Origin of the sequence: Aestuariivirga sp. (assembly GCF_965227715.1) — a bacterium.
GTDB lineage: Bacteria > Pseudomonadota > Alphaproteobacteria > Rhizobiales > Aestuariivirgaceae > Aestuariivirga.
Map to the genome: position 1 here is coordinate 207,496 of NZ_OZ245771.1, position 21,345 is coordinate 228,840.

General features: G+C 61.9%; 20 protein-coding genes. 6 read left to right on the plus strand and 14 right to left on the minus strand.

What is annotated here, in order from left to right:
• Nucleotides 1–62: 62 nt before the first annotated feature.
• From ACO06F_RS00940 to ACO06F_RS00995, 12 genes are all read right to left on the minus strand, one after another.
• Nucleotides 63–1,337 (minus strand): OprD family outer membrane porin, encoded by a 1,275-nt coding sequence (locus ACO06F_RS00940; protein ID WP_421694831.1) that lies wholly within the window; start codon nucleotides 1,335–1,337, stop codon nucleotides 63–65.
• Between the two features lie 93 nt (nucleotides 1,338–1,430).
• Nucleotides 1,431–2,735: an adenylosuccinate lyase gene (gene purB / locus ACO06F_RS00945; protein WP_421694832.1), complete on the minus strand. Its 1,305-nt coding sequence runs from the start codon at nucleotides 2,733–2,735 to the stop codon at nucleotides 1,431–1,433.
• Between the two features lie 150 nt (nucleotides 2,736–2,885).
• Entirely contained in the window at nucleotides 2,886–3,629 is a 744-nt protein-coding gene (locus ACO06F_RS00950) for a DUF2259 domain-containing protein (RefSeq protein ID WP_421694833.1), read from the minus strand.
• Between the two features lie 3 nt (nucleotides 3,630–3,632).
• Complete coding sequence (locus ACO06F_RS00955; protein ID WP_421694834.1) at nucleotides 3,633–3,869, minus strand: Lrp/AsnC ligand binding domain-containing protein; 237 nt, start codon at nucleotides 3,867–3,869, stop codon at nucleotides 3,633–3,635.
• Nucleotides 3,870–3,883: 14 nt separating this feature from the next.
• Complete coding sequence (locus ACO06F_RS00960; protein ID WP_421694835.1) at nucleotides 3,884–5,023, minus strand: branched-chain amino acid ABC transporter substrate-binding protein; 1,140 nt, start codon at nucleotides 5,021–5,023, stop codon at nucleotides 3,884–3,886.
• 108 nt (nucleotides 5,024–5,131) lie between these two features.
• Entirely contained in the window at nucleotides 5,132–6,247 is a 1,116-nt protein-coding gene (locus ACO06F_RS00965; RefSeq protein WP_421694836.1) for a branched-chain amino acid ABC transporter substrate-binding protein, read from the minus strand.
• Between the two features lie 84 nt (nucleotides 6,248–6,331).
• The gene (locus tag ACO06F_RS00970; RefSeq protein ID WP_421694837.1) at nucleotides 6,332–7,447 is read right to left on the minus strand and encodes a branched-chain amino acid ABC transporter substrate-binding protein; all 1,116 of its coding nucleotides are present in this window, start codon (nucleotides 7,445–7,447) and stop codon (nucleotides 6,332–6,334) included.
• A gap of 108 nt (nucleotides 7,448–7,555) precedes the next feature.
• Nucleotides 7,556–7,897 carry a DUF6867 family protein gene (locus tag ACO06F_RS00975; protein WP_421694838.1) on the minus strand — a complete coding sequence of 114 codons (342 nt, stop codon included), beginning with the start codon at nucleotides 7,895–7,897 and terminating at the stop codon, nucleotides 7,556–7,558.
• A 4-nt stretch (nucleotides 7,898–7,901) separates the two neighbouring features.
• Nucleotides 7,902–8,624, minus strand: a complete 723-nt coding sequence (locus ACO06F_RS00980; RefSeq protein WP_421694839.1) for an ABC transporter ATP-binding protein — start codon at nucleotides 8,622–8,624, stop codon at nucleotides 7,902–7,904.
• A complete protein-coding gene (locus tag ACO06F_RS00985) occupies nucleotides 8,621–9,487 on the minus strand; it encodes an ABC transporter ATP-binding protein (protein WP_421694840.1) in 867 nt (288 codons plus the stop codon). Before ACO06F_RS00985 ends, ACO06F_RS00980 begins: the two co-directional genes overlap by 4 nt.
• A gap of 1 nt (nucleotide 9,488) precedes the next feature.
• Nucleotides 9,489–10,880, minus strand: coding sequence for a high-affinity branched-chain amino acid ABC transporter permease LivM (livM, locus tag ACO06F_RS00990; RefSeq protein ID WP_421694841.1), 1,392 nt, complete (start codon nucleotides 10,878–10,880; stop codon nucleotides 9,489–9,491).
• A gap of 2 nt (nucleotides 10,881–10,882) precedes the next feature.
• The gene (locus ACO06F_RS00995) at nucleotides 10,883–11,818 is read right to left on the minus strand and encodes an ABC transporter permease subunit (RefSeq protein ID WP_421694842.1); all 936 of its coding nucleotides are present in this window, start codon (nucleotides 11,816–11,818) and stop codon (nucleotides 10,883–10,885) included.
• Nucleotides 11,819–12,006: 188 nt separating this feature from the next.
• On the opposite strand from ACO06F_RS00995, the gene ACO06F_RS01000 reads away from it, so the two are divergent.
• The 3 genes from ACO06F_RS01000 to ACO06F_RS01010 are packed head-to-tail and all read left to right on the plus strand — an operon-like array spanning nucleotide 12,007 to nucleotide 16,889.
• Nucleotides 12,007–12,543, plus strand: a complete 537-nt coding sequence (locus tag ACO06F_RS01000; protein WP_421694843.1) for a PadR family transcriptional regulator — start codon at nucleotides 12,007–12,009, stop codon at nucleotides 12,541–12,543.
• Between the two features lie 17 nt (nucleotides 12,544–12,560).
• Complete coding sequence (locus ACO06F_RS01005) at nucleotides 12,561–13,706, plus strand: efflux RND transporter periplasmic adaptor subunit (protein WP_421694844.1); 1,146 nt, start codon at nucleotides 12,561–12,563, stop codon at nucleotides 13,704–13,706.
• Between the two features lie 12 nt (nucleotides 13,707–13,718).
• Nucleotides 13,719–16,889 carry an efflux RND transporter permease subunit gene (locus ACO06F_RS01010; protein ID WP_421694845.1) on the plus strand — a complete coding sequence of 1,057 codons (3,171 nt, stop codon included), beginning with the start codon at nucleotides 13,719–13,721 and terminating at the stop codon, nucleotides 16,887–16,889.
• Between the two features lie 59 nt (nucleotides 16,890–16,948).
• Here ACO06F_RS01010 and radC read toward each other — a convergent pair whose 3' ends face one another.
• Entirely contained in the window at nucleotides 16,949–17,653 is a 705-nt protein-coding gene (radC, locus tag ACO06F_RS01015; RefSeq protein WP_421694846.1) for a RadC family protein, read from the minus strand.
• A gap of 4 nt (nucleotides 17,654–17,657) precedes the next feature.
• Complete coding sequence (gene map / locus ACO06F_RS01020) at nucleotides 17,658–18,482, minus strand: type I methionyl aminopeptidase (RefSeq protein ID WP_421694847.1); 825 nt, start codon at nucleotides 18,480–18,482, stop codon at nucleotides 17,658–17,660.
• A gap of 205 nt (nucleotides 18,483–18,687) precedes the next feature.
• On the opposite strand from map, the gene ACO06F_RS01025 reads away from it, so the two are divergent.
• The 3 genes from ACO06F_RS01025 to ACO06F_RS01035 all read left to right on the plus strand — a co-directional run bounded on the left by ACO06F_RS01025 (nucleotide 18,688) and on the right by ACO06F_RS01035 (nucleotide 21,303).
• On the plus strand, nucleotides 18,688–19,449 hold the full coding sequence (locus ACO06F_RS01025) for a competence/damage-inducible protein A (protein ID WP_421694848.1): 762 nt from the start codon (nucleotides 18,688–18,690) through the stop codon (nucleotides 19,447–19,449).
• Nucleotides 19,450–19,510: 61 nt separating this feature from the next.
• The gene (gene gpt, locus ACO06F_RS01030; protein ID WP_421694849.1) at nucleotides 19,511–20,008 is read left to right on the plus strand and encodes a xanthine phosphoribosyltransferase; all 498 of its coding nucleotides are present in this window, start codon (nucleotides 19,511–19,513) and stop codon (nucleotides 20,006–20,008) included.
• Nucleotides 20,008–21,303: an aspartate aminotransferase family protein gene (locus ACO06F_RS01035; protein ID WP_421694850.1), complete on the plus strand. Its 1,296-nt coding sequence runs from the start codon at nucleotides 20,008–20,010 to the stop codon at nucleotides 21,301–21,303. Before gpt ends, ACO06F_RS01035 begins: the two co-directional genes overlap by 1 nt.
• The last annotated feature ends 42 nt before the right edge of the window (nucleotides 21,304–21,345 follow it).

Sequence of the window (21,345 nt, forward strand, 5' to 3'; positions counted from 1 at the left end):
GCGGGATTCCAGCCTTCGCTGGAATGACGGCCAAACTGGCTGATACAAGAACGCCTGGCGCTCTAGAGATCGCTGCCTTCAAACTTGAAGTCATAATCCAATATGACGCGGAGCTCATTGGAGAGGCTGCGGGTGCCATTGGTGTCGTCTTCCTCCACCCAGGCATATTGCGCCCGGAGCCGGAAGGGAGACAGCCAGGCCCAGTTGCCGGACAATGATTGCAGCCGGTAGTCGGCCAGAAGATCATATTCATTGTAACTGGCAAGCCCTGGTGCGACGTCCAGATCCAGCGCGGTCCGTGCCGCGAGCGCCAGCCCATCGATGCCGATTGCTCCGAAATCGAAGGCTGCGCCCAGCAGCAGCGTTTGCTCTTCGGCGCGGTCAAAATCCCTGACCACCATGTTCGTGTAACCAGGCCACGAACCATAGGGCGATTGCCAGTCATCGTCCTCGCCATTGGCGGCGTAGCCGGCTGTCAGGGTGAGGCCGCGATATTGGATGTCGCCCATCACGCCGAGGATCCAGGTCTGGAAGCCGGGACCCGTCATCATCTCGTCACCGATGCCGGTCTGGAACATGAATTGGCCTGACAGCCTGGCGCGAAGTTCAGTCGCAAGCGAGAGCTCCAATTCCGCATCGCTATAGGAGGATGCCAGCAGGTTGGGTACGACATAGAGGGAGGTGCGGGCCCTCACGTCCTCATCTTGCGAGACGGCGAGTTCGCCCAGATACATGATCTCGTTCTGCTCCACGCCCGCGGCATCCGCAATATTCACGAAATGATCCGCGTCGCGGGTCTTCATCGCGGTGAGGACGCCGCCGAAGTAGCTGAAAGGGCCCAACTCTCCCTTGAGGGTGCCGCCCTCGAAGGTGTTGGGCACCATTCGGTCGTCCTGCTTGTTCACTTCCGGCAGTTCCACCAGCTGGCGGTACAGTGTGAGCTGCTGGTCTTCATATCGCAGGGCCGCATAGGCTTGGCCCAGCACGGAGAAGCCCTTCTGGCCGGGCATCAGCAGCAGGGTTCCGTCACGGTCCTGCGGGGCCCAGAGGGGTTGGGATGTGTAGCCCGTGATACCCAATTGCAGAACATCGCCAATCCAGCCCGTCTGGTAGCCGAGCCAACCGCCGAGCGCCAAGGCGGCGGGGCCGCCACCGGACGCCTCATTGTCATCAAACAGGTAGCTGCGCGGATGGAGGGTGAAGGTCGCGTCATCAAACAATGCGCGCAGAAGATCGCCTGATTGCGCCGGGGCCGTATCGGCGGCCTGTGCAGGCATGTTTTGCCAGATCACCACTGCCGCCAGAATCAGACTGGCGACGACCCGTCCGCCCCTCATAACCGCCTCTAATATCCACCCCAGCGCATGCGGTGAACTTACGGCAGAGGCATCGCCGCCCGGTTGCCATTTGAGGACAGCCGGGCTTGTTCTCTACTGACCGAAGACCCGGCGGAAAATCGTATCCACATGCTTCGTATGGTAGCCGAGGTCAAAGAGGCCTTCGAGTTCGGCGGGGGAGAGCAGGGCGGAGACGTCCTTGTCGTTCTTGAGCAGCTCGAGGAAATTGCCCTCGCCACGCCAGACCGGCATGGCGTTCCGCTGCACGGCGGCATAGGAATCCTCGCGGCTCATGCCCTTCTGGGTCAGCGCCAGCAGCACCCGCTGGGAATGGATGAGGCCGCCCAGCCGGTTGAGGTTCTTCTGCATGTTTTCAGGGTAAACCAGCAGCTTGTCGATCACGCCCGTGAGACGCTTCAGCGCGAAGTCCAGATGGATCGTAGCGTCGGGCGCAATGCCGCGCTCGACGGACGAATGCGAAATGTCCCGCTCATGCCAGAGCGCCACATTCTCCAGCGCCGGAATGACGGAAGAGCGGACGAGGCGGGCGAGGCCCGTCAGGTTCTCCGTCAGCACCGGGTTCCGCTTGTGCGGCATGGCGGAGGAGCCCTTCTGGCCGGGCGAGAAATATTCCTCCGCCTCCAGCACCTCCGTGCGCTGAAGATGGCGGATCTCGGTGGCGAGCCGCTCGATCGAGGAGGCGACAACGGCCAAGGCTGCGAAGTACATGGCATGCCGGTCCCGCGGGATCACCTGGGTGGAGACGGGCTCGGGCACGAGCCCCATCTTTTCCGCCACATATTCCTCAACGCGTGGATCGATGTTGGCGAAGGTGCCGACGGCCCCTGAAATGGCGCAGACGGCGATTTCCTTCCGCGCCATCACCAGCCGCTCCCGGCCCCGCTGGAACTCGGCATAGGCCTGGGCCAGCTTCACGCCGAAGGTGGTGGGCTCCGCGTGGATGCCGTGGCTGCGGCCGATGGTGACCGTATCCTTATGCTCGAAGGCGCGGCGCTTCAGGGCGGCGAGCAGGCCGTCCACATCCGCGATCAGCAGATCGGCTGCGCGCGTCATCTGAACGCTGAGGCATGTGTCCAGCACATCGGAAGAGGTCATGCCCTGATGCACGAAGCGCGCCTCGGGGCCGACGATTTCCGCCAGATGGGTGAGGAAGGCGATGACGTCATGCTTGGTGACGGCCTCGATCTCATCGATGCGGGCGACGTCGAAGGTGGCTTCTCCGGCCTTCTCCCAGATCCTGGCTGCCGCCTCCTTCGGGACCACACCGAGCTCTGCCAGGGCGTCCGTCGCATGGGCCTCGATCTCGAACCAGATGCGGAAACGCGTCTGCGGCTCCCAGATGTCGGCCATTTCTTTCCGGGAGTAGCGCGGGATCATGGGAAACCTTTCGAAGGGGGGCTTTGCGGTCCGCTTAACAAATCCGCGAATTTTGTGCGAGCGCTAAGTCTTTCCACCTTCTCATATGGCTCGCACCGTCATGCAGCCTTCGCTGGGCCGACATTGTTGCCCGCAGCTTGCGGCAAGGCGTCAATCGCTGATCGTGAAGGGCACGGCGATGAAGCGGTGATTCAGGCCTTCGAAGCCTCTGGAATAGACGCCGATCACGGCCACCAGCCGGTCCGTCATGGGGAGGCCCGCCTGTGCCACCACGGCGGCGACGTCATAGGCGGCGGGGCAGTTGCGGGACGCGGGGATCGACTTGTCCTCGAAGATCGCCCGGCTGGTGCCGGTCTGCAGATCCTTGAGGATGACCTTGACGCCATAGCTTTCGCCATCGCCCTCGGGGCAGGCGGCGGGGCGGGGGAGCGGCAGCTTCTCGACCGAGAGCTCGAAGCGGACACCGAGTGCACTCTTCTCGCCGCTGCGGGAGCCCAGGCTCTGGTACCAGCGGTCAAAGGTCAGGCGCTCGCGCTCGGGCACGGCTTCGGTCGCGGGATTGGCGGCCAGGAGTTCGGCAGGGGCGGTGATGCCCAGTTGCTTCAGGGCGGGGTCTGCGGCGGCACGCGCTTGGTCCCGCGCGGCGGAAGGCTTTGCCTCCTCTGACTCGATCATGGCCCGGTAGGGGCTGCCCTTCACCCACTCATTGGCCTTGAGGTCAATCAGGAACACATCCCAATAAGGGAAGCCCGAACCGTCCTGCACGCCATATTGTTCGAAGGCGAAATAGCGGCTGTCGGGCGAATAGCCAATCGGGTTGAAGGCTGCGCCATCAGCCGCGAGCGCACGGCCACAGCCGAGGATGAGGGCAAGGAAGATTAGCAGGGTGCGCATGGTTCAGAACGCCTTGAAGGTGATGAGGGTATAGGTGTCTCTGATCCCCGGCACGGTCTGGATCTTCTGGGCGACGAAGTGGCCAACGTCCTCATCCTCTTTCAGGTAGAACTTGACGAGGAGGTCATAACCGCCGGCCGTGGAATAGATTTCGGACGCGATTTCGGCATCGGCGATGGCTGTCGCCACCTCATAGGATTTGCCGAGCTCGCATTTGATCTGGACGAAAAAGGCGCGCATGGAGGAGGGCTCCGTCAGGGCGTTGTGTCTGGGATGGGCGGGACGAGAGTTACGGGATCGACTTCGACATAGCGGCCGTCGATCCATTTGAACCAAGCGATGGCAGGGTTGGTGAGATCGCCCTTCTGATCGAAGGTGATGGGACCGACGACGGTGTCAAACCGGTTTCCGCCGCGCAGCCATTCGGCCAGCCTGGTTGCGTCCAGCGTGCCTGTTGCCTCTGCCGCAGCGGCCAGCGCCTGGACGGCGGCATAGGCATAGAGCGTGAAGCCCTCGGCATTCTGGTCCTGGGCGCGGAAGCGCTCCACCGCACCTTGGGCCGTCTTGAACTTGCGGGGGTCGTAGGTGAACGTCATCAGCGTGCCATTGGCCGCGTCCTTGGCCTGGTTGCCGTAATCCTCCGTCACCAGCGCGTCACCCGAGACGATCTGCGCCTGGGAGCCCGCAGCGCGGAGCGCCTGGGCGATCAGGCCTCCTTCCACATAGGAGCCCGTGAGGTAGACGACGCCAATGCCCGCAGCGTTCAGGCGCTGCGCCAGGGGCGCAAAATCCTTGGTTCCGGCCTTGAAGCTTTCCTGCAGGGCGGGCGTGATGCCCTTTTGCTGAAGCGTGTCCCTGAAGGTGGCGGCCAGGGTGGCGAAGGCTGCTGTCTGATCGTTCACGATGGCGATCTTGGCGCCTGGAAACTTGTCCAGCACGAGAACGGCCGCAGCGCGGGCCTGGGCATCATCGCGCGGGACGAGGCGGATCACGTTCCATCCGCCTTCATCGGTGTATTTCGGGTTTGTGGAAGCTGGGCTGATCTCCAGAATTCCCGCCTTCTGATAGACCTTGGAGGCAGGGATCGAGGCGCCGGAGCAATAATGCCCGATCACCGCCTTCACGCCTGCGGACACGAAGCTGGTGGCGGCGTCGATCGCCTTCCTGGGGTCGCAGCCGTCATCGGCAAACTGCACGGCGAGCTTTTCCCCGCGGATGCCGCCCGTGGCGTTGATGTCATCAACCGCCAACTGAACACCGCGGCGGAGCTGTTCGCCCAGGACCGCATTGTTGCCGGAGAGGGGCGCGGCAGCACCGATCAGTATATCGGCAAGGCCGGGCGTTGTGGCCAGCAATAGCGTGAGCAGGGCGAGCGGCAGACGGAGCTTGGACATGGTGTGCTTTCGGTTGCCGGCAGTATCGGGCCTTCCCGGAAACCGCGCAAGAAGAGACCCGCGCAAGCGAATTGCGCGGGTCCCAGGTGATGTCAGAGGCTGGTAGCGTTACTTGATCGAGGGATCTTCGGCGTAATTGCCGTCCTTCCACGTGTACCAGACGTAAACCGGGTTCACGATGTCGCCCTTGCTGTCGAGCTTGATGTCGCCCAGCACGGTCTTGACCGGGTTTCCGGCGCGCAGCCACTCGGCGATCTTCTGGTTGTCGGTGGACTTGGTGGCTTCCGCCGCAGCCTTGTACATCTGGAAGGCGGCATAGGTATAAAGCGTATAGCCTTCCGGATCATAGCCGGCCTTCTTGAACTCTTCCACGATCGCCGCGGCTTCCGGGATCTTCCGGGGCTCAGGCGCGAAGGTGAACATCTGGTTCTCGGCGGCCTTGCCGGCGATCGTCCAGAGCTCGACGTTGTTCATCGAGTCACCCGACAGCATCTTGGCATTGAGGCCCTGTTCGCCCATCTGCTTCAGGATGAGGCCGGCCTCGGGATGGTAGCCGCCGAAATAGATGGCTTCGACGCCAGCATCCTTGAGCTTCGAAACGAGGGCGGAATAGTCCTTTTCGCCCGGGTTGATCGACTCGCTCACCGCTTCCGTGAGGCCTGCCGCGTTCATCGCCTTGCGGGTTTCATCCGCCAGGCCCTTGCCGTAAGCCGACTTGTCGTCGACGATCGCAACCTTCTTGCCGGCATAGGCCTTGGCGAGATAGGCGCCGGCGAAGGAGCCCTGCGCATCGTCACGGCCGCAGACGCGGGCGACGTTCCAGCCACCTTCATCGGTGAACTTGGGGTTGGTGGAAGCGGGCGTGATCTGCAGGATGCCCTCTTCCTCATAGACCTTGGACGCCGGGATCGAGGAGCCCGAGCAGAGATGGCCTGCCACGAACTTCACGCCCTTGGCGGCGAGCTGGTTGGCGACGTTCACGGCCTGCTTGGGGTCACAGCCATCGTCACCGATTTCGAGTACGAGCTTCTCGCCGAGGATGCCGCCGGCGGCGTTGATGTCCTCAACGGCCTTCTTGGCGCCCTGGCTGTACTGCTCACCCATGGAGGCGAGCTGGCCCGTGATCGGGCCAACGGTGGCGACGGAGATATCCGCCAATGCCGATCCGGCGGAAAGGGCCGCGGCGAAGCCGATGGCAACGCCCGTCAAAAGATATTTCTTCATGCACTGTCTCCCTGATGAAGTCGTTCTTGGTTGGTCGGAAAAATGCCCGGCTTGCGGCCGGGCACTTCGGGGGTAAACTTGTTCTTATTGCAGCGATGTATCTTCGAAATACTTGCCGTCCGCGAATGTGTACCAGACGTATTTCGGATCGACGAGGTCGCCCTTCGAGTCGAGCTTGATTTCGCCAAGCACGGTGTTGATCGGGTTTCCGGCGCGCAGCCATTCCGCCAGTTTCTGATTGTCAGTGGACTTGGTGGCTTCCGCGGCCGCCTTGTACATCTGGAAGGCGGCATAGGTGTAGAGGGTATAGCCTTCCGGATCGTAGCCGCCAGCCTTGAACTCATCCACGATCTTCTTCGCGGATTCGAAGTTCCGCGGTTCGGGCGCGAAGGTGAAGAACAGGTTGGTGGCGGCGGGGCCAGCAATGGTCCACAGCTCCGCGGCGTTCATCGAGTCACCCGAGAACATCTTGGCATTGAGGCCCTGTTCGCCCATCTGCTTCAGGATGAGGCCGGCTTCGGGATGATAGCCGCCGAAGTAAAGCGCATCGACTCCGGCATCCTTGAGCTTGGAGACGAGGGCGGAATAATCCTTCTCGCCCGCATTGATCGACTCGTTCAGAACTTCCGTCAGGCCCGCGGCATTCATCGCTTTGCGGGTTTCATCCGCCAGGCCTTTGCCATAGGCCGACTTGTCATCGATGACGGCGATCTTCTTTCCCGTGTAGTTCTTGGCGAGGAAGGCGCCCGCCACCTTGCCCTGGGCATCGTCACGTCCGCAGACACGGGCGACGTTCCAGCCGCCTTCATCGGTGAACTTGGGATTGGTGGAAGCGGGCGTGATCTGCAGGATGCCCTCTTCCTCATAGACCTTGGAGGCGGGGATCGAGGAGCCCGAGCAGAAATGGCCGGCCACGAACTTGACGCCCTTAGAGGCCAGCTGGTTCGCGACGTTTACGGCCTGCTTCGGGTCACAGGCGTCATCGCCCATCTCCAGCACCAGCTTTTCGCCGTTCACGCCGCCGGCCTTGTTGATATCGTCCACCGCCTTCTTGGCGCCTTGGGTATATTGCTCGCCATAGGCGGCGAGCTGGCCCGTCAGCGGGCCGGCAATGCCGACGGTGATGTCGGCAAGCGACGCTGTCGCCGTGAGCGCGGCGCCAAAGCCGATCGCGATGCCTGCCAAAAGATACTTCTTCATGTTTCGACTCCCAAACGATGGTTCTGGTTCTTGCGTGACCGCCCCGGACCATATTTGCGCAAAGAACGAACCTTGGAAAGGGGGCAAATGGCTTGGTAAATCAGCTTTTTAGACCTTCGAACGCCAGCCGAGGGGGCCATTTGCCTCATAAATCCAGGGATATTGCCGCACCATTTTCTTGGCCAGGGTCATCCGGTAACCCAAGAGGCAGAAGGCCAGCAGGATCAGGAAATCGGTCACCAGATAGTGGAGCGAGGTCAGATCCGCCTCGAACAGGGCGTAGTGGAGGAAGCGCAGGCCCAGGGTGAGCGGCACCATGGCCAGCACGGCCATCCAGACCGGCCGCCACTTCATGGCAAGGCCGCGGCCCGCCAGGAAGGCGGCCCCGCCGCCCATGATGACCGTCAGCACGAGGAAGATGCCGAAGCGTTGTTCGATGAGGAACGACATGGGCTCAATGACCTCCTTCGAGATAGGCGGCGCGCACCTCGGGCCTGGAGAGCAATTCCTTGCCGGTGCCGGACATGGTGATGCGGCCGTTCACCATCACATATCCGCGGTCGGCGAGCTTCAGCGCATGAAAGGCATTCTGCTCCACCAGAAATACGGTGAGCCCCTCCGTGCGGTTCAATTCCTTGATGGCCTCGAAGATCTGCTTGACGATCAGGGGCGCGAGGCCGAGCGATGGTTCATCCAGCAGCAAAAGCCGGGGGCGGGACATCAGCGCCCGGGCAATCGCCAGCATCTGCTGTTCGCCGCCGGAGAGCGTGCCGCCGCGCTGGGTCTGGCGCTTTTCCAATATGGGGAACATCTTGAAGGCGCGGGCCAGATCTTCCTCGAAGAATTTCGGGTCGCTGACGGTTGCGCCCATCTGCAGGTTTTCCAGCACCGTCATGCGCGGGAAGATGCGACGGCCTTCGGGCGACTGGGAAATGCCCAGTTGGGCAATCTTGTGGACCGCCAGCTTGGTGATGTCCTTCCCGTCGAAATGCACCGAACCCGCGCGTGCGCGCGGCGTGCCGCAGATGGTCATCATCAGCGTTGATTTGCCAGCACCGTTGGAGCCGATGAGGGTGACGATCTCGCCCGCCTTGACTTCCATGTCGATGCCCTTGAGGGCCTGGATCTTGCCGTAAAAGGTCTGGACCCCATGAACTTTGAGGAGGGGTTCACTCACGGCTTTTCTCCCAGGGCTTCGGCAACCACTTTGGCGGCAAGCGCATCCTCTTCCTCGTCCTCGACGCCGAGATAGGCGCGGATCACGGCGGGATCGGTTTTCACGTGGGTGGGATCGCCGTCGGAAATCTTCTGGCCATAGTCGAGCACCACGATGTGATCCGAAATGCCCATGACCACGCTCATGTCATGCTCGATCAGCAGGATCGAGACGTCGTTCTCGCTGCGGATGGCGCGCAGCAACTTGTTGAGTTCCTCCGACTCGCGCGGGTTGAGGCCCGCCGCCGGCTCGTCCAGGCAGAGCAGGTGGGGCTCCGTGCACATGGCACGCGCAATCTCGAGGCGGCGCTGATCGCCATAGGGAAGGTCGCCTGCGGGATCGTCGGCACGGTCAATGAGCCGCACCTTTTCGAGCCATGACTTCGAGAGTTCGACCGCGTCCTTCTCGGCGCGGCGGTAATGGCCGCTGCCCAGAATGCCGGCGACCGTATAGCCCGAGGCCAGCATCAGCTTGTTGTGCTGGGCGACCATCAGGTTTTCCAGAACGGTCATGCCGGAGAACAGCCGGATGTTCTGGAAGGTGCGCGCCACCTTGGCGATCTGCGCGATCTTGAAATCGTCGATGCGCTCCAGCAGGAATTCCTTGCCATCGCCGTGGCGGAACAGGATGCGCCCCTCGGTTGGCTTGTAGAAGCCGGTGATGCAGTTGAACACCGTGGTCTTGCCGGCGCCATTGGGGCCGATGATCGCGGTGATCTCATGCGGATAGGCTTCGAAGGAGAGATCCGACACGGCGGTCAGTCCGCCGAAACGCATCGTCAGATGCTCGACAGAGAGCACCGGGGTCTTGATTTCCGTTGCCATGTCAGCCGTGCCCTTCCTTGACGAGATCGCCCGAAACGGCCTTGCGCTCCTTGAGGAACACGGTTGGCTGCCGCCTGGTGACGAAGCCCCGCGGCCTGAAACGCATCATCAGCACCATGGCGAGGCCCACCGCCAGCATGCGGAAGTGAACGAGGTCGGTGCCTTCCGGCAGCCATTGCTGGAAGAACGTCAGCTCACGGAACAGTTCGAACGAGCCCATGATCGCAATCGCCGCGAACACGATGCCGAGCTGAGAGCCCAAGCCCCCCAGCACCACAATGGCCAGGATGATCGCGGATTCGATGAAGACGAAGCTTTCCGGCGAGACGAAGCCCTGGCGGGTGGCGAAGAAGCAGCCGGCAAAGCCGCCGAACATGGCGCCGATGGAGAACGCCGTGAGTTTCGTGTTGGTGGTGTTGATGCCGAGCGAGCGGCAGGCGATTTCATCTTCCCGAAGGGCTTCCCAGGCGCGGCCGATGGGCATGCGCCGGAGCCGGTTGGTGACGTAATAGGTGAGCAGCGCCAGGGCGAGGATCACGTAATAGAGGAAGGTGTAATACTGGATGCTCTTGAACTCGAGGCCGAAGAAAGCCGCGAAACCGTCAGGGCCACGGGTGAAGGGCAGGCCGAAGAAGGTGGCCTTGGGCACCGAAATGCCCTGGGGGCCGTTGGTGAAGTCAAACCAGTTGATCAGCACCAGGCGGATGATTTCGCCAAAGGCGAGCGTGACGATGGCCAGATAGTCACCGCGCAGGCGAAGCACCGGAAAACCCAGAATAACGCCCCACAATGCGGCCAGAAGGCCTGCGACGGGAAGCGTGATGTAGAAGGCCCAGGGCACAACGCCATTGCCGAACCACAAGGGGAAGTAGACCGTGGAAAGCAGCGCGTAAGCGTAGGCACCCACGGCGTAGAAAGCGACATAGCCAAGGTCGAGGAGGCCTGCGAGGCCCACCACGATGTTAAGGCCCCAGGCCAACATGACGTAGGTGAGAATATAGATCCCCAAATCGATGGGGCGGCGCTCGAAGCCGAACAGGAAGGGCAGCAGCACGGCGAAGGCGACCATGGCCGGGAAGACCCAGGGGCCGATGCGGTCTGCCATGGGAATCCGGATGGGGCCGGCCTTTGCAGCCGCCTGAACCGGCGAGGGGGCCCTGGTCCAGACGAAGAGGTGCATGCAAAGCCTGACGCCTACCACCAGTGCGAGAATGGTCAGGACGACGCCCCAGCGTGCCTGCAGAACCAGCGAGTATTGGGTGATGACCGATTTATAGGCAACGATCGGCACGAGGATCAAAAGCGTGACGATGGCGGTGCCGATCAGGTCCTTGGCGATGGCCGCAACGTCATAGCCATCGGCTTTGCGGGCCGGAATATCTTGTGTGGACATGGTCAGACCTTCTCCACTTCCGGTTTGCCGAGGAGGCCCTGGGGCATGAAGATCAGCACGATGATGAGCACCGTGAAGGCCGCCACGTCCTTGTATTCAACCGTGAAATAGGCCGACCACATGGTCTCAATCAGGCCGATGATCAGCCCGCCCAGCATGGCGCCGGGAAGCGAGCCGATGCCGCCCAGCACGGCGGCCGTGAAGGCCTTGATGCCGGCGAGGAAGCCCACGAAGAAGTCGGTCACGCCATAATAGAGGAAGAACATGAGGCCGGCGAAGGCCGCGAGAGCGGCACCCATGATGAAGGTAACGGAAATCGTGCGGTCGACGTCGATCCCCAGAAGCGAGGCCATTTTCATGTCCTGTTCGCAGGCGCGCTGGGCGCGGCCGAGCGAGGTCTTCTGAATGAGAATGGTGAACACCGCCATCAGGATGAGGGTGGAAACGATGATCAGGATCTGCATGTTGGTCAGGCGGACGATGAACTGGCCGGACTCCGTCACACGCGTCATCAGCTCATAACCGCCGGTCACGATGGGCTGCACCGGCTTGGGGCGGCCTTCCTGGCTGACGCGGACGAATTCCTGCAGTACGATTGACATGCCGATGGCGGAAATCAGCGGAGCCAGCCGGAAGGACCCGCGCAACGGCTTGTAGGCCAGCCGTTCGATCGTCCAGTTATAGGCGGCGGCCACCACCATGGCGATCACCGCCACGAGAATGAGCGAAAACAGGATGATCATCACCCCGCTGCCGCCCGTCAGCCCCATGCCGAGGACGACCAGGAAGGCCGCGACAGAGCCCACCATGAAAACGTCGCCGTGGGCGAAGTTGATCATTCCGATGATGCCATAGACCATGGTGTAGCCGATGGCGATGAGGCCATAAATCGACCCCAAGGTAATTCCATTGATAAGCTGCTGGAGAAAATACTCCATGAGCCCCCCTGTGTTTCTGTGCCCGGCGCGGTTTTTTTGCTGCCGTTCAATTGTCATAGACAGATCGGATTTTTAACACAAGCCAGTGAGCCGCGGAGACAGCGGCAGATTCGCCTTGCCCAATATGCCGGCGCGATATATATCGGCTCGTCATCTATCGGACTGTTATATATCGGATCGGAATGGGCATGAATGTCAGAACTCTGTGCCTTGGTGTTCTCTCCGCGGGAGAGGCGTCGGGCTATGAGATCAAGAAGGAGATCGAGGAGGGGCTGTTCAGCCACTTCATCGATGCGAGCTATGGCTCGATCTACCCGGCGCTGACCCAGCTGGCGGGCGAGGGGCTGCTCACAGTCCGCGCCGAGGAGCAATCCGGCCGGCCTGACAAGAAGGTTTATGCGATCAATGCCAAGGGAACGGACGCGCTGGCGCGTGCAATCTCCGTTCTACCTGGGCGTGACAAGTACAAGTCGGAGTTCCTGTTCCAGATGCTGCTCGGAGAGTACATCACGCCCGGCGTGATGCTGGCGGCCATCGACAAGCAGCTCGCCGATCTCGAGGCCGATCTCACACGTATCGGTGAATGCAAATGCGCGGAGCACCCCCATGCCGGGGCGCGTTTCGTGGCGGACTATGGCAAGGCGGTGATGAGCGCCGCCGTCAGTGTCCTTAAAGACAAGAAGGCAGAACTCCTGCGGGCCTCCACACCGCAGGCGGCAGAGTAAGACTGGGAACGAAACACATGATACGCCGCATATTATACCTCCTCCTCGTGACCGTGCTGCTTGGCGGCCTTGCGGGGGCGATTGCCTTTTATGCCTTTGACTTCAAGCCGAAAATGCTGGCAACGGTCATCATGGGGGCGCCGCGCCCGCCGGAGACCATCTCGGCGGAGGCCGCGCGCACCGAATCCTGGCAGCCGCAGATTGCAGGGATCGGTACCGTCACCGCATTCCAGGGGATCGACGTTACCCCGCAGGTGGGCGGGGTCGTCACCGAAATCAATTTCGAATCCGGCCAGGACGTGAAGCAGGGTGATCTTCTGGTGAAGCTCGATTCCGCCACGGAAGAGGCGGACATCCGCTCGATCGAGGCCGAACTCGCCAACAATGCAACTGAGTTGAAGCGCCGCGAAGGCCTCGTCTCCAAGGGCATCGTTGCCATCACCGAACTCGATTCCCTCAAGACCAAGGCCCGCGTGCTGCAGGCCACCCTCGACCGGCGCAAGGCGGAGATCGCGCAGAAATTCATCTACGCGCCGTGGGACGGCCGTGCCGGCATCCGCAACATCGCCATCGGCAGCTATCTCGCACCCGGTCAGAAGATCGTCTGGCTGCAGAAGATCGATCCCGTCTACGTCGACTTCTCCATGACGGAGTCCGACTATGGCCGCATCAAGATGGGCGAGAAAGTGACGGCGACGTTCAACGCCTATCCGGGTGAGGCCTTCACCGGTGCCATCACCACCACCGATGCCCGCGTCTCCGACACCAACCGCATGATCACGGTGCGTGCTGAATTCAAGAACCCGGACAAGCGCCTCGTTCCCGGCATGTATGCCAATGTGCTGGTCGATGTGGGCCAGCCCGAGCAGGTCGTGACCGTGCCGCAGACGGCCGTCACCTATTCGCTCTATGGCGACAATGTCTTCGTGGTGAATGCCACGACGGCGAAGGACAAGGACGGCAAGGACGTCGACGAACTCGTCATTGAGCGCCGCTTCATCAAGCCGGGCACCGTGCGCGAAGGCCGCGTTGCCATCGCCAGCGGGCTGAAGCCGGGTGACAAGGTTGTGACCGCCGGCCAGAACAAGATCGACCAGGGCAGCAAGGTGGTGATCGATAACTCGATTGCGTTGAAGCTCCAGGATACGAGCACCATTCAGTAAGGACCGGCACCCATGCATTTCACCGACATTTTCGTGAAGCGCCCGGTCCTTGCGACCGTGGTGAGCCTGCTCATCCTGCTGGCCGGTATCCAGGCGGTCCTGCAACTGCCGATCCGCCAGTTCCCGGAAGTGTCAGACACCAAGATCGAGATCACCACCACCTATCCGGGCGCCAACGCGGACCAGATCAAGGGCTTCATCACCACGCCCATTCAGCAGGCCGTGGCCTCGACCGAAGGCGTGGACATTCTCGAATCGAAGTCATCCCAGAACGTCTCGACCATCACACTGAAGCTTCGGCTCGATGCCGATGCCGACCGCGCCTTGGCTGACGTTCTCTCCAAGGTGAACGAAGTGAAAGGCGTTCTGCCGGAGGAGGCGAACGACCCCGTGGTCAAGCGCACCAATGGTGCGGGCTTCGCCCTCATGTACATCAGCTTCAAATCCGATGTGATGTCCGCTCCGCAGATCTCGGATTACCTCGACCGCGTGGTCAGGCCGAAGCTGCAGGCGATTAATGGCGTGGCCTCTGCCGAAATTCTCGGTGGCTCGACCTTCGCCATGCGCGTCTGGCTTGACCCCGAGAAGATGGCATCCCTCGGCATCACGCCGCTTGACGTGCGCCAGGCGCTGGCCGCCAACAACTTCACCACGGCGGCCGGCGAAGTGAAGTCGGACTTCACCCAGCAGAACATCAACGCCCAGACTTCTCTTGAAACGCCTGCCCAGTTCGAGAACCTCGTGGTCGCCACCCGCGGCGATACGGTGATCCGGCTTGGCCAGGTCGCGACCGTTGATCTGGGGCCAGAGAACTACAATTCAACTTCGGCCTTTGACGGGCTGAAGGCCGTGTTCATGGGCATCCAGACGACGCCCGACGCCAATCCGCTGACCGTCATCAACGAAGTTCGTGACACCATGCCTGAAATCCAGCGCATGCTGCCCACGGGCCTTGAGGCGAACATCGCCTATGACGCGACGGAGTTCATCAACGCCTCGATCTGGGAAGTGGGCAAGACGCTGCTTGAAGCGGGCGCCATCGTGATCGTCGTCATCTTCCTGTTCCTCGGCAATATCCGCTCAACCATCATTCCCGTGGTCACCATTCCGCTGTCGCTCATTGGCGTGGCGCTGGTGCTGGTGGCCTTCGGCTACTCGATCAATCTGCTGACGCTCCTTGCCCTGGTGCTGGCCATCGGCCTCGTCGTCGACGACGCGATCGTGGTCGTCGAGAACATCCACCGCCACATCGAGGAAGGGATGCGGCCCTTCGATGCTGCCATCAAGGGCGCGCGCGAAATCACCGGCCCCGTCATCGCGATGACCATCACGCTGGCGGCCGTCTATACGCCCATCGGCTTCACCTCTGGTCTCACTGGCGCTCTGTTCCGCGAATTTGCCTTCACGCTGGCAGGTGCGGTTCTGGTCTCCGGCATCATCGCGCTCACGCTGTCGCCGATGATGACCTCCAAGATGTTGAAGCCCCATGCCAAGCTGTCCTGGTTCGGACGGCTGGTGGAGCGCGTGTTCGGTTCGCTGCAGCGCTTCTACCGCCGCAGGCTTGACGGCACGATCCGCCAGCGCGCCGTCTTCGCCTGGATTGCCGTGCTGATGATCGTGCTCTCGGGCGTCCTCTACAATGCCATCAGCCGTGAGCTGGCACCGGCGGAAGACCAGGGCGTGCTGTTTGCCTTCGTCAACGCGCCGGAGCACACCAACCTCGACTATCTCACCACCTATACGGATGACTTGACGAAGACCTTCCTCGCCATTCCGGAAAAGCAGAACCTCTTTGCCATCAACGGCTTTCCGAACACGCATTCGGCCTTCATGGGTCTCATCCTGAAGCCGTGGGAGGAGCGCACCCGCTCCGACCTGTCGGTGATGGGTGAGCTGCAGCCGAAGTTCAAGGCGGTGTCCGGCGTCAACATCTTTGCAACCGCCCCTTCCGCCATTCCAGTGGGTGCGGGCGACTTGCCGATCGAATTCGTGCTCACCTATCCGGGGGACTACACCCGGCTCGCTGAAGTGCTGGACCAGCTCAAGGCGGAAGCCGACAAGAGCGGGCTCTTCATTTTCACCAATGCGGATTTGCGCTTCCAGACGCCGCAGGTGGAACTCGTGGTCGACAAGGATCGCGCCAACCAGCTTGGCGTCACCATGCAGGATGTCGGCGCAACGCTTTCGACCCTTCTGGGCGGCAACAACGTCAACCGCTTCTCGGTCGATGGCCGCAGTTACCAGGTGATCCCGCAGGTGCCGCGAACCGAGCGTTCCAGCGTGGACCAGATCCTGAGCTATCGCGTGCGCTCGGCTGATGGGCAAATGGTGCCGCTGTCAGCCTTCGTGAATGTCTCGAAGACGGTGCAGCCCAACGGGCTTGCCACTTTCCAGCAGCTCAACTCCGCCATGCTGCAGGGCGTGCCGTTCCCCGGCCGCACCATTGGCGAGGGCATCACCTTCCTCAAGCAGAAGGCGGATGAGATCATGCCGCCCGGCATGGCCTATGACTTCAAGGGCGAGAGCCGCCAGTTCGTGAATGAAGGCAACACGCTGGCCGTCACCTTCGCCATCGCGCTGCTGCTCATCTATCTGGTGCTCGCCGCGCAGTTCGAAAGCTTCCGCGATCCCTTCATCGTGCTGATCGGCCTTCCGGCCACAGTGTTCGGCGCATTGCTGGTGCTGTTCGTGCTGGGTGAGGTGAATGGCGCGATGATGAACAATCCGCCCATAAACCTGGGCTCGGGAACCATCAACATCTACACCCAGATCGGCCTTGTGACGCTGATCGGCCTCATCGCCAAGCACGGCATCCTGATGGTGGAGTTCGCCAACAAGCTTCAGGAAACACAGGGCTATGACAAGAACACGGCAATCAAGGAAGCCGCTGCGGTTCGCCTGCGCCCCATCCTGATGACCACGGCCGCCATGGTGATCGGCGTTCTGCCGCTGCTGATTGCCAATGGTGCAGGCGCCAAGAGCCGCTTCGACATCGGCGTGGTGATTGCTGCCGGCATGAGCATCGGCACGCTCTTCACCTTGTTCATCACGCCCGCGATCTATTCCTACGTCGCGCGCGACCGCCGCCACATGCATGACGACGAAAATGCCTCCGACGTCCTCGCCCCGCATCTGGATGCGCCCGCGAACGACATGGCGAGGCTGCCGAAGGCGGCTGAATAGGGGTCGAACGGCTCCACTCTTACCCATGGCCCGGCTTCGCCGGGCCATGTTTGTTTTGGTCAGATCAGCCCGTTGGAGCGGAAGCTGAAGTGACCCTGGCGGCCCACCACAATGTGGTCGTGAACGGCGATGCCCAAGCGCTGGCCGGCGTCGACGATTTTCTTCGTCATCTCGATATCCGCCAGCGACGGCGTGGGATCACCCGAGGGATGATTGTGAACGAGGACGATGGCCGAAGCGCCAAGTTCGAGCGCACGCTTGATGACTTCGCGGGGGTAGACGGGCGTGTGGTCGACCGTGCCTTCCTGCTGGACTTCATCCGCGATCAGCTGGTTCTTCTTGTCCAGGAAGAGGATGCGGAACTGCTCATTGTCGCTGAAGGCCATGGCGGCGCGGACATAATCCAGGATGGCGTTCCAGGTGTTGAGCACGGGGCGGTTTATCACCTGTCCTCGCATCAGCCGCATCGCAGCGGCATGCACGATCTTGATTTCGGTGGCGACCGCTTCCCCAACGCCGCGCACTTCCATCAATCGTTCGGGCTCTGCACTCAGGACTTCAGCAAAAGTGCCGAAGCGGGCGAGAAGCTGCTTGGCGAGGGGTTTCGTGTCGCCCCGCTTGATGGCGCGGAACAGCACCATTTCGAGCAGCTCATAATCCGGAATGGCAAGGGGGCCCGCCTCCCGGAATCGCTCCTTGAGGCGCTCCCGGTGACCGAGGAAATGCGGCAGCGGCTTTGGGCCGGCATCCTCAAAGCCCGACATCGGGTCAGGCCTTGTAAGGCGGGTGGTGCAGGCCCTTGGGCGAGAGCGTGAAAATCTCAACGCCGGTTTCGGTGACTGCCACGGTATGCTCGAACTGGGCGGACAGCGAACGGTCCCGTGTGACGGCCGTCCAGCCATCACCCAAAATCTTCACATGGGGGCGGCCCAGATTGATCATCGGTTCGATGGTGAAGAACATGCCGGGCTTCAGCTCCACGCCTTCGCCCATGCGCCCGTAATGCAGCACATTGGGATGGTCATGGAAGGTGCGGCCCAGGCCGTGGCCGCAGAAATCCCGCACCACCGTGCAGCGTTCGGCCTCGGCGAAGGTTTGGATGGCATAACCAATATCGCCCAGATGCGCGCCGGGCTTCACGGCGGCGATGCCCAGCATCAGGCATTCATAGGTGACCTCGACGAGGCGCTCCGCCTTGCGGCTGACCTCGCCCACATTGTACATGCGGCTTGAATCGCCATGCCAGCCATCGACGATCAGTGTCACGTCAATGTTGACGATGTCGCCATCGCGCAGGGGCTTGTCATTGGGAATGCCGTGGCACACCACATGATTGATCGAGGTGCAGATCGACTTCGGATAACCCCGGTAATTATAGGGGGCGGGAATGGCATTGTTGTCCCGGGCGAATTCCACAATCGTACGGTCGAGCTCATCCGTGGTGACGCCGGGCTTCACCAGCGGCACGAGAAGGTCGAGGGCCTCAGCCGTCAGCCGGCCGGCCTTGCGCATCGCCTCGAATTCGGCAGGCGTGTGCAGCTTGATGCGGTTGGAGCGCGGGGAGGCGGAGTCTTCGGTTTCGGCGTAAGTCATCAGGGGCGCGTGTCCAGAACCGGGGTAGCCGGCGATTTGGCTCGGAGTTTACAGGATCGGGCGGCAGCCTCAACCACTGCTTTCCACCCACGTGACCTGCAGATAATGCCGTTGGTGGCCCGCCGCAAGGGTGCGTTGATGAGCTCTCGTTGACAGGGCGGAGGCCAACTGGCAGGAGCCGCTTCGAACAGGGGCTTCAAGACCGATGACCGACACCCAACCCACCGCCGCCGTTCTGCTGATCGGCGATGAAATCCTCTCCGGCCGCACCAAGGACAAGAACCTGGGATTTTTGGCCGATTACCTGACGGCGATTGGGATCGACCTGAAGGAGGCGCGCGTGGTTTCTGACGATGAGGATGATATCGTCGCGGCCGTGAATGCGCTCCGCCAGCGCTACAGCTATGTGTTCACGACAGGGGGGATCGGCCCCACCCACGACGACATCACGGCCGATGCCATGGCACAGGCCTTTGGCGTGCCCATCGGGCATGACCCGCGGGCGGTCGAGATCCTGCTCGCCTTCTTCAAGGAAATGGGCCGCGAGCCCAATGAGGCGCGGATGCGCATGGCGCGGATGCCTGAAGGGGCGATCCTGATCGACAATCCGGTCTCCAGGGCGCCCGGCTTCCAGATTGGCAATGTATTCGTGATGGCGGGCGTGCCGAAGATCATGAATGCGATGATGGACGATGTGGCGAAGCGGCTGACGAGGGGAATTCCAATGCAGTCCCGCAACGTGGAGTTTCTGGGTGGCGAGGGCGATGCTGCAAAGCCCCTGGGCGAGATCCAGAAGGCTTATCCCAAGGTCGTCATCGGCTCCTATCCGTTCCAGTCGCCCGATGGCTTTGCCACCAATCTGGTGCTGCGCTCGCGCGATGAGGCGGCCCTTGTTGAAGCCTATGACGCCGTCTGCCGCATGGCTGAGGCGCTTACGCAAGAGGGCAAGGCGCGCGGCTGGTCCTGAGGCGTTGCCAGGCGCCAGCTCCCGGCGCATAAATTCTGAAACGGGGTTGAGGGCGAGGATCATGGACGAGAAGTGGCAGAAGAGTTTTCCCGTCTCCTGGGATCAGTTCCACCGCGATGCGCGCGCACTCGCCTGGCGGCTTTCGGCCGCTGGCCCGTTCCGCGCCGTGGTGGCAGTAACGCGCGGCGGGCTTGTTCCCGCAGCCGTGGTCGCCCGCGAATTGGGAATCCGGGTGATCGAGACCGTATGCGTGGCCTCCTATGACTATGACAAGCAGGGCGAGATCCATGTGCTGAAGACCATCGCGGAGACGGTTGCCGGCGGCGATGGCGGGCAGGGTGTGCTGATCGTCGATGACCTGGTGGACACCGGCGCCACGGCGCGCGTGGTGCGCGAGATGCTGCCGAAGGCACATTTCGCCACGGTCTATGCCAAGCCCGCAGGCCGTCCGCTGGTTGACACCTTCATCACGGAAGTGAGCCAGGACACATGGATCTACCTGCCCTGGGACATGCATCTGACCTTTGCGCCACCGATCCGCGACAAGGCGACCGCCTGATGGCCTTGGATCCGGTTGAAAGCGCCCTCGAGGAGGCTAAATCCGTCTTTGCCGCAAAGCGCCCGAAGACGCGTGAGATGCATGCCCGCGCGGCCGAGGTGATGCCCGGCGGCAACACCCGCACGGTGTTGTTCACAGCACCCTTTCCGCTGCGCGTGGAAAGAGCGGAAGGTGCGTCCGTCACCGACATTGATGGCAACATCTATCTCGATCTCCTTGGCGAATACTCGGCGGGGATCTACGGCCACTCGCACCCGCGCATTCTGGAAGCCGCGCGCGCCGCGCTGGACAATGGGCTCAATTTCGGCGCCCATCACGAAGGCGAGGTGAAGCTTGCCGAAGTGGTGACGGAGCGCTTCAATCTCGATATGGTGCGCTTCACCAATTCCGGCACGGAAGCCAATATGATGGCGCTGGCCGCCGCGCGATGTTTCACCGGACGCAGCAAGATCATGCCGATGGAAGGTGGCTACCACGGCGGCACACTCTATTTTTCGCATGGCGCATCGCCGGTGAATGCGCCCTTCGACTGCGTGATGGGCCAGTACAATGATGTTGAGACCACGCGAGCGCTGATTGCTCAGCACGCGGATGATCTGGCGGCCGTGATCCTGGAGCCGATGCTGGGCGGCGGTGGCGGCATCTCCGCCAGCCGGGCGTTTCTCGACATGCTGCGAGCGGAAACGAAAGCTCGCGGCATCGTGCTGATTTTTGACGAGGTGATGACCTCAAGACTTCACCCCGGCGGCCTGTCCGCAAAGCTGGGGATCGAGCCCGACCTCAAGACGCTCGGCAAATATGTGGGCGGCGGCATGAGCTTCGGGGCCTTTGGCGGCCAGCGCGAGATCATGGCGTTGTTCGACCCCACGTCCCCCAACGCGCTGCCCCATGCCGGCACGTTCAACAACAATACGCTCACCATGCGTGTGGGCCATGTGGCGATGACGGAGATCTTCACGCCGGAGGCCTGCGTTGACCTCAACGCCCGCGGCGACCGTTTGCGCGAAAAGCTCAATGATCTTTTCATGCGCTATCAGGTGAAGATGAAGGCGGCGGGGCAGGGCTCAATGATCGTGATCCACCCCACTGCCGCTGACATCACCGCCCCCAAGGACGTGGAGCACACCGACAAGCGCCTCCGCCAGCTCTTGTTCCTGGATCTGCTGGAGCAGGGCATTTACGTGGCCGAGCGGGGCTTCATGGCGCTCTCCCTCAAGGTGACGGATGCAGACTGCGACCGGCTTGTGAGCGCTGTTGAAGATTACATTACGAAGCGGCGAGAGCTCCTGGTCTAGGGGGCTGGCTGTGAGACTTCCTTCGTGGTATTGAATGCCCAT

Bases quoted from the DNA above. Each gene is read 5' to 3' on its own strand.
- ACO06F_RS00940 (WP_421694831.1), bottom strand. From the start codon at position 1,337: ATGAGGGGCGGACGGGTCGTCGCCAGTCTGATTCTGGCGGCAGTGGTG.
- purB (WP_421694832.1), bottom strand. From the start codon at position 2,735: ATGATCCCGCGCTACTCCCGGAAAGAAATGGCCGACATCTGGGAGCCG.
- ACO06F_RS00950 (WP_421694833.1), bottom strand. From the start codon at position 3,629: ATGCGCACCCTGCTAATCTTCCTTGCCCTCATCCTCGGCTGTGGCCGT.
- ACO06F_RS00955 (WP_421694834.1), bottom strand. From the start codon at position 3,869: ATGCGCGCCTTTTTCGTCCAGATCAAATGCGAGCTCGGCAAATCCTAT.
- ACO06F_RS00960 (WP_421694835.1), bottom strand. From the start codon at position 5,023: ATGTCCAAGCTCCGTCTGCCGCTCGCCCTGCTCACGCTATTGCTGGCC.
- ACO06F_RS00965 (WP_421694836.1), bottom strand. From the start codon at position 6,247: ATGAAGAAATATCTTTTGACGGGCGTTGCCATCGGCTTCGCCGCGGCC.
- ACO06F_RS00970 (WP_421694837.1), bottom strand. From the start codon at position 7,447: ATGAAGAAGTATCTTTTGGCAGGCATCGCGATCGGCTTTGGCGCCGCG.
- ACO06F_RS00975 (WP_421694838.1), bottom strand. From the start codon at position 7,897: ATGTCGTTCCTCATCGAACAACGCTTCGGCATCTTCCTCGTGCTGACG.
- ACO06F_RS00985 (WP_421694840.1), bottom strand. From the start codon at position 9,487: ATGGCAACGGAAATCAAGACCCCGGTGCTCTCTGTCGAGCATCTGACG.
- livM (WP_421694841.1), bottom strand. From the start codon at position 10,880: ATGTCCACACAAGATATTCCGGCCCGCAAAGCCGATGGCTATGACGTT.
- ACO06F_RS00995 (WP_421694842.1), bottom strand. From the start codon at position 11,818: ATGGAGTATTTTCTCCAGCAGCTTATCAATGGAATTACCTTGGGGTCG.
- ACO06F_RS01000 (WP_421694843.1), top strand. From the start codon at position 12,007: ATGAATGTCAGAACTCTGTGCCTTGGTGTTCTCTCCGCGGGAGAGGCG.
- ACO06F_RS01005 (WP_421694844.1), top strand. From the start codon at position 12,561: ATGATACGCCGCATATTATACCTCCTCCTCGTGACCGTGCTGCTTGGC.
- ACO06F_RS01010 (WP_421694845.1), top strand. From the start codon at position 13,719: ATGCATTTCACCGACATTTTCGTGAAGCGCCCGGTCCTTGCGACCGTG.
- radC (WP_421694846.1), bottom strand. From the start codon at position 17,653: ATGTCGGGCTTTGAGGATGCCGGCCCAAAGCCGCTGCCGCATTTCCTC.
- map (WP_421694847.1), bottom strand. From the start codon at position 18,482: ATGACTTACGCCGAAACCGAAGACTCCGCCTCCCCGCGCTCCAACCGC.
- ACO06F_RS01025 (WP_421694848.1), top strand. From the start codon at position 18,688: ATGACCGACACCCAACCCACCGCCGCCGTTCTGCTGATCGGCGATGAA.
- gpt (WP_421694849.1), top strand. From the start codon at position 19,511: ATGGACGAGAAGTGGCAGAAGAGTTTTCCCGTCTCCTGGGATCAGTTC.
- ACO06F_RS01035 (WP_421694850.1), top strand. From the start codon at position 20,008: ATGGCCTTGGATCCGGTTGAAAGCGCCCTCGAGGAGGCTAAATCCGTC.